This window comes from Pseudoalteromonas maricaloris, from assembly GCF_024746855.1.
Classification (GTDB): Bacteria; Pseudomonadota; Gammaproteobacteria; order Enterobacterales; family Alteromonadaceae; genus Pseudoalteromonas; species Pseudoalteromonas maricaloris.
Genome location: NZ_CP024625.1, coordinates 1,812,313 through 1,828,420, shown reverse-complemented (window position 1 = coordinate 1,828,420; position 16,108 = coordinate 1,812,313). Strand labels below are relative to the sequence as shown.

Here is a 16,108-nt window from a genome sequence, read left to right as displayed (position 1 = left end):
TAAATTTAGCGTCAGATTGTGCATATATGCACACAAAAAAAGGCGCTTCATAATACAAGCGCCTTGAGTCGGGGGGAGTGTAAACTAATTTTTATAGAAGTAGCTGTCCTTGGTGATGCTAATTTTGGCATCTTGCTGCGACTCTATCGTGAATTGGATTGGAGTCCGTTTACCTTTTAGCTCATAGCCATCAGCGGTGACCGTTACAGGGATTAATGCCATGTCACCGCCAGCAATATGCGTTGTCATTGGGGCTGTTAATTTCGCATCTGGTAGCCCCTTTAAGCTCACGGTGTAAGTTAAATCATGCTGTGTTTTGTTTATGACACTTAAGGTGTATGGGTTCTCGACTAACCCCTCATAGTTAACACGATAAAGCGCATTACGGTCGCGAATGACAGAAGCTTCTATTGGTGTACGATTAAATGCCCAAATCACCATTGTGACTACTATCAATACGGTAATGGCACCATAACCCACTATTTTTAACCTAAATGGATTCGACTTTTTACCCGCTTGTTGATGCTCACTTTGATACTTAATCAAATCTGGCTGATAACCGAATTTATTCATCGTTTCGTTACACGCATCGATACATAAACCACAGTTAATACATTCGTATTGCAGGCCATTACGAATATCAATACCAGCAGGGCAAACTTCAACACATAAATTACAGTCTACACAGTCGCCGAGCCCAAGCTGTTTTGGGTCTTCTTTGCGTTTACGACGACCCCTATTTTCACCTCGTTCGCTATCATAGGTGACGACCAGTGTATCTTTGTCAAACATAACCGATTGGAAACGAGAATATGGACATGCCACAGTACACATTTTTTCTCGCAAAAAGCCCGCGTTTCCATAGGTACAAAGTGCGAATAAGAATACCCAGAAGGAAGTAAGGCCAGTCCACTCAAGCGTAAACATGTCTAGATACAGCTCTTTTGCAGGTATAAAATAGGCCATAAATGAAGTGGCAGTAAACATCGAAATTATCAACCAAATAGCGTGTTTGGCCGTTTTCTTAGCGACTTTTTTGCTATCCCAGTTTGATTTGTCCAACTTTATTCTTTGGTTGCGAGTCCCCTCCACTCGGTGCTCAACCCAAGTGAACATCAGCATCCAAATTGTTTGTGGGCAAGTATAACCACACCACACGCGACCCAGCCAAGTCGTGACAAAGAATAAAGCAAAGGCACCCACCATAAAAATCCAGGCTAGAATCATAAAGTCTTGAGGGAGAAAGGTGGCACCAAATATCCTAAATTGCTGCTTACCAAAATCAAGCAAGATGGCCTGCTGCTCGTTGTACGGGATCCAAGGAATGAGAACGAAAGTTAACATTAAAAACCAACCAAGGTTTCTTCTTATTTTTTGGAAAAAACCTTTTTGCTCTCTGACGTAAATAGGCCCTTCTTGTTTATAGGGCTTAATGATCATGTCTTCTTCTTTGATATCAAACTTCATGTTATTTGCTACATTGGTAATACACGAGTTTGATATTGCAACTTTCAGACCAATCTGAAAGTTTATAACGCGTTGATTTTTATTACATTTGTTTTTATGATATTTTCAATATCGCGAAATATCACGGATAGGCGCGAAATATCACGAAAGTTTAGCAATTTTTAGTTTTTTCATTTTCGACCTTAGCGTACTTTCGGGTAGTCCTAACTTATCAGCCGCCCCGTTGCTGCCAGCGATCTTCCAGTTACTTATTTCTAGCACTCTTAATATGTGCTCAGCTTCCGCTTGCGCTAAAGTCAGTTCACCGTTTTCAGATTTATGCTGCTCAGTAGCGTTAAGTGCTTGAGATAAATCAAGTAAACGACCTTTAGATAATATCGCTTCGCGCTCCAACACGTTTTGAAGTTCTCGAATATTGCCTGGCCAATCATAACGCTGTAACGCATGAATAGCCTTTTTTGAGATCCCGCGTAGTTGCTTACTCAGCTTTTTGTTGAGCTGCACGATGAGGTTGTTGGCCAATACGGGTATATCCTCTATACGCTCTCGTAGTGCTGGCACTCGAATAGGAAAAACGTTTAAACGATAATATAAATCCATTCTAAACCCTCCCTCTTCGACCATTTTCCACAAATCTCTGTTGGTCGCCGCGACTATCCGTATATCTACTTGGATCGACTTACTTCCCCCTACACGCTCAAACTCTCGCTCTTGTAATACACGTAATAACTTGCTTTGCGCTTCTAGCGGTAACTCACCAATTTCATCTAAAAATATTGTCCCTTTATCCGCCAACTCAAAACGTCCTTTACGTTTTTCATTCGCTCCAGTGAATGCACCTTTTTCATGTCCAAACAACTCAGATTCGATCAAAGTTGGTGAAAAAGCAGCGCAATTTACTTTAACGAAAGGTTGCGATGAACGCTCACTAAGGCGGTGCAGATTTCTGGCAACAAGCTCTTTACCCGTGCCATTTTCCCCTAAAACCAATACCGTACTGTCGGTCTGACTAACCAGCTCTAGCTGCGCCAACATGGCCTGAAATATTGCGCTACTGCCCACCAAACCCGAGTCTTGCCAATTTTCATTTAATGTTTCTAGCAGGTAGGCATTTTCATCTTTAAGTTGCTCAGTAAGTACTTGAACTTTATTTAGCGCCTCTCTTAGGGCATTTTCAGTTTTGTGCTGTTGCGATACATCGCGAAATATCGCGACTGCACCGATAATTTGCTGATCTTTAAAGATTGGGGTTGAAGTATATTCTACAGGGAAACAGCTTCCATCTTTACGCCAGAACACTTCATTGGTTACCTGTCGTGTTTTACCATCAAACATCGTTTTGTAGATGTTACATTCATCAGCAGGATAATCACTCCCATCTGCATGACTATGATGATGGTACTGATGTATTTTCTTCCCCAAAAGCTCATCACTTTGCCACCCAGTCATACGCTCTGCGGCCGGGTTTACAAAAACAGCGTTACCAGAAAGGTCAAAACCATAGATCCCCTCTCCAACCGCATTCAATAATAATTTAGGGTCCGCCAAAAAGTGTTTGATAATAGACATAGCAATCCTCGCGATATTTCGCGAGGATTATATAACCATAGCCTTTTATTGTCAGCCATGAGTTTTGCTTAATAATCAGCATCGTCACAACAAACATGCATTTTTCACCCATGAAAGTGTAAAATGAGAGAAAGCTTATAACTTGAGTAACTGCGTGGACAAATCAACTTATATTCCCAGCGCGTTTCTGGACGACATAAAAACCTACTTACCAGATCACCTTAGCATCGAAGACTTTATAGATAAGTGCCAGTCTCCTTTACGCCGAGCAGTCAGAGTCAATACCCTAAAAATGTCTATCACGGAATTCTTAGCCTACTGCGAAAAAAGTGATTGGCAGGCAGAGCCGATCCCATGGTGTGAGGAAGGGTTTTGGATATCAAGAAGTGAACAAGAAGAAACTAATCTTGCTATCGGCAACACAGATATCCATTTAAGTGGCTGCATCTATGTCCAAGAAGCAAGTTCTATGTTGCCGCCAACAGCACTTAAATCGACTATCTGCAGTGATGATATTAATTTGGATATGGCGTCAGCACCGGGCTCGAAAACTTCGCAACTCGCGGCTTATATGGATGGACGCGGCGTACTAATCGCTAATGAGCTATCATCATCTCGACTCAAAGCGCTTGCAGCAAATATGAAACGTATGGGCATACGAAATGTTGCGTTGTCTCACTTTGACGGCTGTATCTTTGGCGATTATATGCATGAATGTTTTGATAACATCTTGCTTGATGCGCCATGCTCTGGAGAAGGCACTGTTAGAAAGGACCCAAACGCCCTTAAAAACTGGTCAATTGAGTCTAATGTTGAAATTGCACAAGTGCAGAAGCAACTGATAGACAGCGCATTTCAAGCCTTAAAGCCAGGTGGTACCTTAGTGTATTCAACTTGCACATTAACACCGTTGGAAAATCAGCAAGTATGCCAACACCTCATTGATAATTATCCTCAAGCAGTAGCAGTCGAAAACCTGTCGACCTTATTTGAAGGTGCTGAAAAAGCAACAACGTCCGAAGGATACTTGCATGTGTGGCCTCAGCTATATGATAGCGAAGGGTTTTTCATTGCTCGATTTAAGAAGTTACACTCTGTTGCCGTTAAAAACCCAAAACAGAAAAAAGGGGCTTTCCCTTTTGAAGAACTAGACAAGAAAACCACTCAACTATTGTTATCCGTCCTAAAAAAACAGTTTGGTATTGCCCAACTTGACGGTAAGTTGATGCAGCGTGATAAAGAGGTGTGGCTATTTCCTGACAACTTTGAAGCAATCCAAGATAAGATCAAATATTCTCGTATAGGGATTTTAATCGGTACTACCCATAAAAACGGGGTAAGATTAGAGCATGAGTTTGCCACTACTTTCGGTCACTTAGCGTCTAAAAACACTTTAGCACTAACAAAAGAGCAAGCAAAAGATTACTTTAATGGCAAGGATATACGCCTAGATGAAGTTACCAAACTAACGGGAGAGGTGATCCTCACGCTATGTGGCAGTGCCATCGGGTTAGGAAAATGGCAAAAGAATAAAGTTAAAAACAGTTTGCCTCGGGATTTAATTAAAGACGGCCTGTTGATAACTTGGGTATAACCTGAATATACCCTTTTGATATTTTTAAGACCAATTATGAATATAAAGAACAACTCTTTGTTTTATATAAACTTAATAAATCATTCATTTATTTGTAAAAAGAATGAAAGGTTAACTAAACTTAACAGTACTTTCTACTTCTCCCTACAGTCTTAGAAGGTGTTTTTAGTTAGCGCACGGCTCAATCTTGAGCCTTTCCCTAGGCCCAGAACTTAGCAGGTAAGTTTCTGGGCGTTTTTTTATCAGTTAACCAGAGGCTAATTAGGTCAACATTTCGAGTTCTGTGATGATCTGCATCGCTGCTTCATTACTGTCACCGCACACATCTTCCATGGCCTTAAATTGCAAACACACTTGTGGGCGCTCTGGCTGGTTAAACAGTTTACACAGATTATTTTCATCTAGTTGAATACACCGCTCCCCCGCAGGTTTACCATTTGGCATACCGGGAATGGGTGTTGAAATACTTGGTGCTATACAACAAGCGCCACAACCAAGCCTACAATCCATTCTGTTTCTCGCAATTTTGACAATAAGTGGTGCATTTTATCGAAAAATCGACTACACGTAAAAGCATCAATCGCTTTTAAGAATGTAACGATAAATTTAGGTACGCAAAGCTTTGTTACATATTCAGTCTGGATTTAAACACCTCGACATAATTATTCGCGTATTCTTAAGCTTATCGATGATCTAGAGCCGTTAATCTGGGTCATTAAAAATCATTCAACAGGAAGGATTTTAACGTGGCTAGTAAAAAACAAATAATTCTACCAATTGCCGTTCTTGCGGTGGGAATTGCAGCGGCTGTTGCCATGTCTGCAATGAAACAACCTCCAGAAGAGAAGAAAGAAGAAATAGTACATCCTCTCGTACAGGTTCAACCTATTCATATTGACCAAGTTAAGCTTAACGTATCGTCATACGGTATCGTGATGCCAAAATACAGTACTGAGCTTGTTGCTCAGGTCAGTGGTCAAGTCATTTCATTGTCTGACAAGTTTGTCAAAGGTGGCTTTGTCAAAGAAGGCGACGTGCTTGCTCGCATCGACCCGAATGACTATGAAGCGTCGCTGATTGAAGCTGAAGCGGCTTTAGCACAAGCCAGCTCAGCGCTAGAAATAGAACAAGCTCAGGTGCAAGTAGCAAAAGCAGAATGGCAAAGGATTAAAGCAAACGCTAACGAAAAAATACCTTCCGAGCTCTATTTAAGAAAACCTCAGCTCGCTGAAAAGTTAGCAAGCTTTAAAGCTGCTCAGGCTGCAGTGAAAAGAGCGAACCGAAATTTGGAGCGTACTTACATCAGAGCGCCTTACGATGCGATTATAGAGTCTCGTACCGTAAGCCTTGGTAGTGTAGTCAATCCCGGTAATGGCTTTGGTAAACTCAATGCGACATCTGTTGCGGAAGTACGCCTCCCTGTTGCCGATAATGAATTGAAATACTTACCGCAACAAGGCGTTGGCACCGATGTCGTGATCACAGCAGAAGTCGCTGGTCAACCGATGAGTTGGAAAGGTGAGATTGTCCGCAGTGAAGGCGTTATCGATAACAAAAGTCGCATGACCTACCTTGTTGCTCAAGTCGAACAGCCTTATCACAACAACGTAAAACCACTACGTTTTGGCGCTTATATCAATGCTGATATTCAAGGTTTGTTAGTGCAAAATGCCACTATGCTTCCTCATCACTTAGTGAAAGAAGGTCGCGTTGCAACATTGGATGATGATAACAAGCTGAGCTACAAAAAGGTCAATATTATTAGAGAATACAATGGCATGGTCGTCGTTGATAACGGCGTTGAGTCAGGCCAACAGGTCATTACTTCAGCGCTGGACTATCCTTCTGAAGGAATGCAACTACGTACAGACAATACTCCTTCGCAAAGCGCTAACACCCAATTGGCGCTCAAAGAGGAGTAAGGTTTATGCATAGTCAAAGCACAGAAAAAGGCTTAATTGCTTGGTTTGCACGTAACCCAGTTGCAGCAAACTTATTGATGATATTTATTATTGTGGGCGGCTTGCTTACCGCGTTTTCGATCCGCAAGCAAATGTTTCCACAATACGATAGTAACTGGATAAGTGTTCAAGCTGTGTATCCGGGCGCGGCACCTCAAGAGGTCGAGGAAGGGATCACGATTAAGATCGAGGAATCCATGGAAGGTCTCGAAGGGATCAAACGCTTGATCACCTACTCTAATCGCGGTTACTCGCAAACTTGGATAGAAGTAGACGAGCAGTACAACACCAAAGAGGTACTCGACGAAGTCAAGATGCAAGTGGACTCCGTCTCAACTTTCCCATCTGGAATGGAACGCCCTATTGTACGTCACGACAAGGCAACCCAAGAAGTGATGTGGTTGTCACTCAATGGCGACTTAAGTCCCCATGATCTTAAAGAGCTTGGTAATCGCATTCATGAAGAAATGCTGTCGTTACCCGGCGTTAACCTTGTGCGTTTTGATGGTGGCCTGAACTACGAAATTTCTGTTGAGATAAGCCCGGATAAAATGCGCGAGTACGGCCTAAGTTTTAGAGCGATTTCGGATGCTGTAAAGAGCTTCTCAGCGAACATGTCTGCCGGTCAAATTCGCTCCGAAAATGGCTATATTTCAATGCGAGTTGAAAATCAAGCCTATCGCGGTGACGAGTTTAGAAAACTCCCCTTACTAACACTACCAGACGGCGCACAGGTTAGCTTAGGCGATGTCGCCACTATTAACGATGGCTTTGAAGAAGGACTTCAATACTCTAAATACAATGGTAAGAACTCACTGGTTTATGAAGTTAGCGCGTCAAAAGACCAAGACATCACCAAAGTTGCAGATATCATTAAGAACTATCTTGAGGCAAAGAAAGGCTCATTACCACAAGGCGTAGAACTTGAGCCTTTTATTGACTTGACCTATTACCTCAATGGCCGCCTTAACATGATGCTAGAAAATATGGCGTTAGGTGGCGTATTAGTTATGCTAATGCTTGCTCTATTTTTACGTGTGCGTTTAGCATTTTGGGTCATGATGGGGTTGCCAGTTAGTTTCTTAGGTGCATTTCTAATGATGCCAATGGGTTATTTAGACGTAACGATTAACTTAGCCTCACTGTTTGCCTTTATTTTGGTGTTGGGGATTGTCGTTGATGACGCGATAGTCGTCGGTGAATCCGCCCATGCAGAAATAGAAAAACATGGTCATAGCCTCGATAATGTCGTTCGTGGTGTAAAGCGTGTTGCTATCCCAGCCACTTTTGGTGTGCTTACTACTGTTGCTGCTTTCTTACCGCAAACATTAGCAACCGGCCCAACGGCAGCATTTTCTAAAGCAATTGGTGGCGTAATAATTCTTTGCTTACTATTCTCTTTGGTTGAATCCAAGCTGGTTTTACCTGCGCATTTAGCAGCGATGAAAGACAAACCAAGCAACCCTAAAAATCCGTTCCATCGCCTCCGGGGAAAAATGGATAGCGGCCTTCAATCTTTCATTGAAAACACGTACCGCCCATTCATTGTACGCTGTATTCACTACCGTTATACCGTTATCGTTGGCTTTTTAACCATTTTAATTGTCAGCGCGGGGATGTTTGCTGGTGGCTTAGTGAAGTTTGTTGCTAACCCAAAAATCCCACATGATTTTCCACGTATCTCGATTGATATGAACTTATCTTCGTCAGAAAACGCGACGCTTGAGTCAATTCAAAAAATTGAGCAAATGGTACTGAAAGTCGACAAAGAAATTGAGGCTGAGTATGGCAAGAAAATGATCCGTGATTACATGGTGAATATGAATGGCCGCACAAGCGCAAATATTATGGTGATCTTGGTTGAACCAGATGCACGCCCAATCGATACCTTTGCACTCAGCGCCCGCTGGCGTGATGCAATGCCTGCACTGCCTGGTGTTAAATCGCTAAACATTCAAGATAGCATCATGAATGGTGGTCGTGATGACGGAGATATTAGCTTTAGATTAGAAGGTAAACACAAAGAAGAGCTTCGCGAAGTCGCACAGAAACTAAAAGACAAGCTAGCAACTATTGAAGGTGTTGGTGATATCAATGACTCTATGCAATCAGCAACCGATGAAGTGCAGCTTGAGCTTAAACCATTAGCGTATAGCCTTGGACTGACATTGGCGGATGTTGCATCTCAAGTAAACTTCAGTTACTACGGCCTTGAAGCACAGCGTATTTTACGTGATGGTGAGGAGATCAAAGTAATGATCCGTTACCCTAAAGAACATCGTGATGCCATTAGTGACATTCAGGACGTGCGTATCTTAACGCCTCAAGGTGCAGAGGTGCCGTTGGTAGAAGTGGCTGATGTAAAATTGGTTGATGGTGTTAACCGAATTCGCCGTGAAAACGCCAAACGCACGATTAATGTTTGGGCATCAGTTGATACCGAAATCGCCCAACCATTTGAGATAGCAAAACAGGTTCGTGACGAATATCTTCCTAGTCTATTAAAGAACTACCCTGGCGTTCAGAGTGCAGTGGCGGGTCGCGTACAAGAAGAAATGGACAGTGTTGCTGAGCAAATTCGTGACTTTGCCCTGTCATTAATGATTATCTTCGCACTACTGGCAATTCCACTACGTTCTTATTCTCAGCCTGTCATCATCATGTCTGTGATCCCATTTGGTGTGGTCGGCGCGGTATTCGGTCATATGATATTGGGAATGACAATGAGTAGTTTGTCGTTCTTTGGTATTATTGCCGTGGCAGGGGTTGTGGTAAACGACTCTTTGGTTATGGTGGATTTTGTCAATAAAGCACGCGAAGAAGGTATCGATTTAAAAGCCGCGGCCGTCGAGGCCGGATGTAAACGCTTTAGAGCAATCTTGCTCACTTCGTTGACCACCTTTATCGGACTTGTACCAATCATTATGGAAACCAGCCTGCAAGCTAAAATTGTCATTCCAATGGCGGTATCGCTTGCGTTTGGTGTGTTGTTTGCCACGGTGATCACCCTCGTACTTATCCCTTGTCAATATGTGGCACTTGAAGATGTTAAACGCGTTGGCCGCAAATGGTTTAAAGGTAAAGACTCGGCTGATAGCCAACAAACGACACCGGAGCTAAATTCTAATACTCACTAAGTAACAAATTACTAGCCCACAAAAAAGCTCGGAAACTTCCGAGCTTTTTTATTTTTTATACCAATTCGCTTAATTAAGTGATCTATTTTGAGGCGAGAAAATCTTGTCGATAACCAGGCGAAAATTTTGCTATTTAGTTATTCTAAATGAGAAATTTTTAACGCAGTTAGCGTCAGATTTGCTCCTTCAAATTGAGCAAGTATTAAGACTAATTGGTATTACAGATGTTACTGACTGTAATGCGCAAAAAAGCGCTTTACTCTATCCATTGCAGGCTGTAAATCATCTTTATGTGGTAAAAACACTAATCTAAAATGATCCGCACTGGGCCAATTAAAAGCACGTCCGTGGACGAGTAGAATTTTTTCTTCTTTGAGCAGGTCCAGCACCATGCGCTCATCATTCTTAATATTAAACCGCTTCACGTCGACTTTTGGAAACGCATAAAGCGCGCCCTTTGGCTTTACACAGCTTATCCCTTCGATATCGTTTAAACCTTTGAACGCAATATCACGCTGTTCATACAAACGCCCACCCGGTTCAATGAGTTGGTCGATGGATTGTATGCCTCCGAGCGCTTGTTGAATGGCAAACTGTGCAGGAACATTGGCGCATAATCGCATAGACGCAAGCATTTCTAAGCCTGTGATCAAATCCCGCATCACTGAATGCTTACCACTGATCACCATCCAGCCCATGCGGATCCCGGCCGCACGATAGGTTTTTGCTAAGCCGTTAAACGTGATAACTGGGATATCATCACAAAGACTCGCAATTGAAAAATGCTCCGCATCGTCATATAAAATCTTTTCGTAGATCTCATCACTCAGTACTAATAGCTTGTGTTCTCTGGCAACGTCAATTAATGCTTCGAGCAATGCTTTGTCATATACAGCACCGGTCGGATTATTTGGGTTGATCAGCACCAATGCCTTTGTCCGACTTGTGATTTTACGCTTGATATCTTCGATATCTGGAAACCAGTCTTGCTCTTCATCACAAAGATAATGCACTGGATTACCGCCTGATAATTTAACAGCGGCCGTCCATAACGGATAATCTGGTGCGGGGATCAACACTTCGTCACCATCATTGAGTAAGGCTTGTGCGGTCATTTGGATCAATTCACTGACGCCATTGCCAATGAAGATGTTATCGACACTAATATTGGGAAAGCTTTTTTGCTGATAATATTGATACACGGCAACTCGGGCAGAATACAATCCTTTTGAGTCGCAATACCCCTGTGCAGAATATAAGTTTTTTATGATATCTCGGTGCATATCTTCTGGCATATCAAAGCCAAATGCCGCCGGATTACCAATATTTAATTTGAGGACTTTCATGCCCTCGTCTTCCATTTTTCTTGCTTGATCCAATACTGGACCACGAATATCGTAACTCACCCCGTTGAGCTTATTACTTTTTGTTATTTGTAGCATCTATAACCCCCTCATTTTGCTCAAGCATATATCACAATGCCGTCAAAATTCTATGCTTGTGATAACTTTTTATGCTTCAAAAAAGCAACTTACAAAATGAAGTGATTAGAGTGGGATAAATAAGCGCAATTTTAAATAAAAAGGCCGTATAAACGACCTCATTTCCGCTCTTTGGCTGATGCCGGATTTAAGATTGAGCACTCACCCACTGCTGCAGTTTCGCTTTTGAACCTGCAACTTGTGCTGCCAGCTTCTCAATAGAGTCATCAACAATATCCTGCTCCCCTTGCATGAGGGCATGCTCAATCGTCTTTGCCAAATCGCTCAAACTAGCAGCTCCAAACTGGGCAGCATTAGATTTCAAACTGTGAGCATGACGAATGGCAGCTTCTTGATCCTGATTCAAATTCAGCATCAACTCCGATTCTAACCGCTCGAATTCAGAACAACAAAAATGAACCGTATCTTCGAATTGCTCGCCCAGTAACATTTGCATGTTTTCTAGGGCACCTTCATCTATTACGATGCTCATAATTTTCCTTAAATTTAATATTCTATTACTTATGCTAGCCAAATCTGGTTTCTTGTGCAAAGTAAATGCGGGCAAGATATGATAAAATATGACTTATATTAAGAAACACCTCGTTAAACATGAAACGTAATACCTGTCCAGTCTGTCAGTTTCCCACAAAAACTTGCGTATGCTCCTATATTGGTAACGTGATACCAAATGCGACTCAAGTTATTATCATGCAGCATCCGAGCGAAGTAAAAGTCGCCAAGAATACCGCAAAGCTCCTCGCCTTGCAGTTAGGCAGTTTTGCGCTGTATGTTGGAGAAAATACCACTGACTTTGAAGAGTTGATTAACTTCTGCAACCTAAACCATGTTGCACTACTCTACCCAAACAGCCACGCTAAGACCTTAACTACAGAACATAATCACGCTCAAAAGCTTGATGCCATCATCTTATTGGATGGTACTTGGAAGAAAGCCACTAAGCTTTATAAGCTCAACCCGTGGCTAAGCCAGTTGCCCAGTTTCCAGTTCGATTCGGTAAATGCGAGTGAATATACTATTCGTAAATCTAAACATGAATACAGTTTATCAACACTTGAAGCGGCAGCTCAATTTCTCGAGATTGTAGATCGATGCGAAACTTCGGTTCTCTACAAACTTCAAGCTGGTATGGTGAAAGAGCAGATGAAGCGAATGCCTGATGATGTTAAGGCTCGATATTAAAGGAAGAAAATGCCAAGCTCGAGACTACAGCGCGGATACACTCGTCGAGGACCCGATTATCGATTCGGCGATCAAGTTGATTTCAGTGAAATCAAACAGACCTTTGGCTTTAAAACCATGACCATTGGTCATTGGGTTACGCCCGAAGAAACCCGTTTATCCGCCAATTTAATTTATGATGCCCTCGCAGATCTAGCCCAAATACTACAAGTACCACCAGAAGTCATTGGCCTTCGGGGAACACTTAATTTTGATTTTGGCACAGGCGGTCAACAAGGTGTTCAAGCGCATTACGCAGCAAATACAAGAACACTCGCCTTGGCAAAAAATGCTGGTGGTGGCGCACTTGCCCACGAATGGTGGCATGCATTTGATCACTATATTTGCCAGCATTTAATAACTCAGCCAAAAAAGTCTTTTACATCATCAGCTTGGTTACTTTCTACCGAAACCGTATTACACCCTCTGAACAATGCTTTAGCAACGTTTTTTGCGCATACCTTTCTAGATGAACAACATCAAAAACCAAATCGGTATTTTCATACCGCCAAGATTGCTGATAGCGCAAACAAACAGATTTATTACGCACTGCCCGAGGAGCTAACAGCTCGGATGTTCGAGGCCATTATTGCCTACCACAGCGATATATCAAATTCATTTTTGGCCGCAGGAATTAAAGGTTCAGAGCAAGAAAAATTGGGAATTTACCCAAAGCGCAAACATAGAGAACGATGCGCTGAGCCCATTTTTCACTACTTCAGCGAACTAGGAAAGATTTTATATCGCCGGCATAGGTGACTTTACCTAGCCAACTCTTAAATTCAGTGAACGGCAACGGACGTGAAATAAAATAGCCCTGTGCAAAGTCGCAGCCATAGGCCTGCAAACGAATGTAGCTATTGATATCCTCAACCCCTTCAGCCACCACCCTTGAGCCTAAACTGTGCGCCATATCACACGTCGCTTTACATATTGTTTGGTTGCTCTTAGATGTCTCGATATCCATCACAAAACTTTTATCAATTTTAAGTTCATCAAATCCAAGTTTACTCAAATATGCAAGTGACGAATATCCAGTACCAAAATCGTCTATCGCCACCTTTACGCCGATTGAACGATAATCATCTAACACCCCTTTAAGTTCTGCTTCTTTTCCTATCGTTACAGATTCCGTGATCTCTATCATTATTTGAGAAGGTGCGAGTGATAATTCATTGATAAGCGTAATAAGCTGTACCGACAACTCTCTTCTACTCAAGTCACGACCTGATACGTTGATTGAAATAACGTGCTCAGGCAATAACTTGGTTATCTCGGCTTGATAATGAAGCGCATGCTCAATCACCCATTCGGTGATCTCGTAAATTTGCCCTGAAGACTCCGCAATCGGAATAAATTCGTCAGGTGGTATGTAACCAAGTTCAGGGTGAAGCCAGCGCAGTAGCACTTCCGAGCCAAATACCCTGCCAGTCCTGAGGTCTACCTGCGGCTGAAAGAATAAACTGAACTGTTCATGTTCTATCGCACTTTTAAGAAACGAGGTGAGCTTTAATTGTCGCTCAGTCGAGATAGAGCTTTCAACATCAAATAGATGCCAACGTTGACCATTGTGTGACTTAGTATTAAGAGCCTGCAGCGCACGCTGGATAAGCTTCTCTGTGGATTTTGCATGCATTGGATAATTCGCAACCCCAACCTCTAGACTATCGACAATCTGCGTGTCTTTATAGCCAACCCCTTCTTCGAATACAGCTGATAAAATACATACATATTGCTCAACTTGACTGACCTCTATTTTACCATCAAGCACGATGGCAAACACTTGGTCTTCTAGGCGGTAAATAGGTGTGTTTCCTTTATTTGCAACGGCAGCGCTACCATAAGTATTGATTTGCTCAGAGACCTCTTTGAATAACTTATTGATGTGCTGATTTGCAAAGGTTAAGCCAAAACTCAGTCTTATTGATGGCAGGATCAGTGGTTTAAAAAGCAACAATGTATGCGCTTTATTTTGCTCCTCAAGCTTAGCGAGCGAACCAAACAGGGCGAATTTATTGGGCAGTGCAGTCTCTTTATCAAACTCAGCATAATGAATATACATACGCCGCTTTTCCGCATCATGCCAAACCACAAACAGTAGTAAGAGCATTAAATGTAGGCTGATCAACACATGGTTTACAATTGATATCTGCTCACTTGGCTGTATTAATTGACTCCCAGCAAAGCCAATTAGTACCGCCACCATAGGAGACCAAATTGCGCAGCAAAAATAGACTTCTTTACGACTGTCTTTATCTTGGCTTACCAAAATCATCGTACTTAATACAATTGCACCAATAACCATTATGGACTGAAGTGCAAACGGTAAATCCACTTTCGCAAACGCCACAATGACACCGCTGAGTAAGTAGATATATGCGGTCGTCTTGATGGTTAGCTTTATCTTTCTATCAAGCCTATTTTTAGTAAGGAAATGATGAAAAAACAAAAGGCTGAAGCCGAGTGCAAAACACACAAAGCTGCCACTGTAATGTAAAAAATGAATGCTATTTTGGTAGCTGAAAAAGATATCAGCGAGTCCTTTATGGGTGACGTAAAGGCAGGCTAATGACAGCAAATAACCACCAACCGAAAGCAGGCTTGCGCGTTTCGAAATAATACCGGTACTGAGCATGAAAATACTCAATAAAAACATTACCCCCAGAAACAACCCAGTTAAAAATAGATGAGCATTGGTATCTTCTATATAAACTTCATAAGGTTCAATACTCACTCTTGACAAGGAAACATAGGGTGATTGAACTTTAACAATGATCGTCTCAATATGGCTATTTGCATCAATCACCAGATGGGGTGAAAAATGGGATAACGATGTATGATTGTTACTTGCGGGAATTTGAGTTAATTTTCCAATAGGGTCTGTGGTAAAAAACTCCACACTACCCATGGATGGACGTGCGACTGTTAGCACTTGGTCTGACAGATCATCGCGAACGAGGCTTGTGATTCGAAGCCAAACCGCAACGCCCTTTGGAATAATTACCGTTTCTTGCGATACACTAAACTGGGCCTCGGAAAAGTCACCATAGCCTACTGAAATTAAAGGTCTTGCTTCTACAGTTTCTGCGGCCAGCTGCGTTTCAGCAGTAGCCCACATCGCAAAGATGCAACACACAATTATCGTAAACACCAGCGTGGCATACCTAGCAGCGCTAAGCCACATACCCATTCTCCTTGAGTCACTTTGACGGTGATTTATCAGCCTATTCGTTATGCAAAGAACCAAGCGTTAACGTTCAAGAAAAACACCAACTCGAAAATATTGGCCTTAAGCTTCTCTTTGCAAATCAGGAAGCAACGTCATTCGCGCACTAATACCAGTTGTATTAAGTAAATGATCTATTTTGAAGCAAGGAAATAGCTTTAGTAGCAAGGCAAAAATTTTGCTATTTAGTTGATCTAAATGAGAAATTTTTAACTAAGCTAATATGCTATTTCACCCTTCAAATTGATTAGAGAATTAATTCAATTGGTATAATACCTATTTCACTTTGTCTACTGCTGTCATTCGCATGACGCTTTCGCCGACAACATAAAAAACGCATTACAATAAGTATGGTTTGGATCGAAGCAAATGCAAAAATATTATTGAATTTAAATCGTTATGGCTATTTGATGGGGAATCAAAAATGTAAA

Annotated in this window: 11 protein-coding genes; 5 read left to right on the top strand and 6 right to left on the bottom strand. The window is 42.0% G+C overall.

The features are described 5' to 3' along the window. Window positions 1-84: 84 nt before the first annotated feature. Window positions 85-1,467, bottom strand: a complete 1,383-nt coding sequence (gene ccoG, locus CTT31_RS07900) for a cytochrome c oxidase accessory protein CcoG (RefSeq protein WP_211859734.1) — start codon at window positions 1,465-1,467, stop codon at window positions 85-87. Between the two features lie 141 nt (window positions 1,468-1,608). Continuing rightward, a complete protein-coding gene (locus CTT31_RS07895; protein WP_211859733.1) occupies window positions 1,609-3,036 on the bottom strand; it encodes a sigma-54 interaction domain-containing protein in 1,428 nt (475 codons plus the stop codon). A gap of 154 nt (window positions 3,037-3,190) precedes the next feature. Here CTT31_RS07895 and rsmF point away from each other — a divergent pair, with 154 nt between their 5' ends. Next, window positions 3,191-4,630: a 16S rRNA (cytosine(1407)-C(5))-methyltransferase RsmF gene (gene rsmF / locus CTT31_RS07890; RefSeq protein WP_211859732.1), complete on the top strand. Its 1,440-nt coding sequence runs from the start codon at window positions 3,191-3,193 to the stop codon at window positions 4,628-4,630. Between the two features lie 261 nt (window positions 4,631-4,891). Here the strand turns inward: rsmF and CTT31_RS07885 are convergent, their stop codons facing one another. Further along, window positions 4,892-5,140, bottom strand: a complete 249-nt coding sequence (locus tag CTT31_RS07885) for a YkgJ family cysteine cluster protein (protein WP_010371625.1) — start codon at window positions 5,138-5,140, stop codon at window positions 4,892-4,894. A gap of 236 nt (window positions 5,141-5,376) precedes the next feature. Between CTT31_RS07885 and CTT31_RS07880 the strand changes: the two genes are divergently transcribed. After that, a complete protein-coding gene (locus tag CTT31_RS07880) occupies window positions 5,377-6,552 on the top strand; it encodes an efflux RND transporter periplasmic adaptor subunit (RefSeq protein ID WP_260492314.1) in 1,176 nt (391 codons plus the stop codon). 5 nt (window positions 6,553-6,557) lie between these two features. Next, on the top strand, window positions 6,558-9,728 hold the full coding sequence (locus CTT31_RS07875) for an efflux RND transporter permease subunit (RefSeq protein WP_260492313.1): 3,171 nt from the start codon (window positions 6,558-6,560) through the stop codon (window positions 9,726-9,728). Window positions 9,729-9,955: 227 nt separating this feature from the next. On the opposite strand, the gene CTT31_RS07870 is transcribed toward CTT31_RS07875, so the two are convergent. Both CTT31_RS07870 and CTT31_RS07865 read right to left on the bottom strand, forming a co-directional pair. After that, the gene (locus CTT31_RS07870; RefSeq protein ID WP_211859729.1) at window positions 9,956-11,170 is read right to left on the bottom strand and encodes a pyridoxal phosphate-dependent aminotransferase; all 1,215 of its coding nucleotides are present in this window, start codon (window positions 11,168-11,170) and stop codon (window positions 9,956-9,958) included. Between the two features lie 187 nt (window positions 11,171-11,357). Further along, window positions 11,358-11,702 carry an Hpt domain-containing protein gene (locus CTT31_RS07865; protein WP_039495682.1) on the bottom strand — a complete coding sequence of 115 codons (345 nt, stop codon included), beginning with the start codon at window positions 11,700-11,702 and terminating at the stop codon, window positions 11,358-11,360. A 119-nt stretch (window positions 11,703-11,821) separates the two neighbouring features. On the opposite strand from CTT31_RS07865, the gene CTT31_RS07860 reads away from it, so the two are divergent. Next, window positions 11,822-12,412, top strand: coding sequence for a tRNA-uridine aminocarboxypropyltransferase (locus tag CTT31_RS07860; protein ID WP_260492312.1), 591 nt, complete (start codon window positions 11,822-11,824; stop codon window positions 12,410-12,412). A gap of 9 nt (window positions 12,413-12,421) precedes the next feature. Then, window positions 12,422-13,210: a CLCA_X family protein gene (locus CTT31_RS07855; protein WP_211859727.1), complete on the top strand. Its 789-nt coding sequence runs from the start codon at window positions 12,422-12,424 to the stop codon at window positions 13,208-13,210. On the opposite strand, the gene CTT31_RS07850 is transcribed toward CTT31_RS07855, so the two are convergent. After that, window positions 13,170-15,635, bottom strand: coding sequence for a bifunctional diguanylate cyclase/phosphodiesterase (locus CTT31_RS07850; protein ID WP_260492311.1), 2,466 nt, complete (start codon window positions 15,633-15,635; stop codon window positions 13,170-13,172). The two genes, CTT31_RS07855 and CTT31_RS07850, sit on opposite strands and share 41 nt — an antisense overlap. Between the last annotated feature and the right edge of the window lie 473 nt (window positions 15,636-16,108).

Excerpts from the sequence above, each read along its gene's own strand:
- CTT31_RS07855 (WP_211859727.1), top strand. The coding sequence starts at position 12,422 with ATGCCAAGCTCGAGACTACAGCGCGGATACACTCGTCGAGGACCCGAT.
- CTT31_RS07850 (WP_260492311.1), bottom strand. The coding sequence starts at position 15,635 with ATGTGGCTTAGCGCTGCTAGGTATGCCACGCTGGTGTTTACGATAATT.
- CTT31_RS07875 (WP_260492313.1), top strand. The coding sequence starts at position 6,558 with ATGCATAGTCAAAGCACAGAAAAAGGCTTAATTGCTTGGTTTGCACGT.
- CTT31_RS07870 (WP_211859729.1), bottom strand. The coding sequence starts at position 11,170 with ATGCTACAAATAACAAAAAGTAATAAGCTCAACGGGGTGAGTTACGAT.
- CTT31_RS07865 (WP_039495682.1), bottom strand. The coding sequence starts at position 11,702 with ATGAGCATCGTAATAGATGAAGGTGCCCTAGAAAACATGCAAATGTTA.
- CTT31_RS07895 (WP_211859733.1), bottom strand. The coding sequence starts at position 3,036 with ATGTCTATTATCAAACACTTTTTGGCGGACCCTAAATTATTATTGAAT.
- ccoG (WP_211859734.1), bottom strand. The coding sequence starts at position 1,467 with ATGAAGTTTGATATCAAAGAAGAAGACATGATCATTAAGCCCTATAAA.
- CTT31_RS07885 (WP_010371625.1), bottom strand. The coding sequence starts at position 5,140 with ATGGATTGTAGGCTTGGTTGTGGCGCTTGTTGTATAGCACCAAGTATT.
- CTT31_RS07860 (WP_260492312.1), top strand. The coding sequence starts at position 11,822 with ATGAAACGTAATACCTGTCCAGTCTGTCAGTTTCCCACAAAAACTTGC.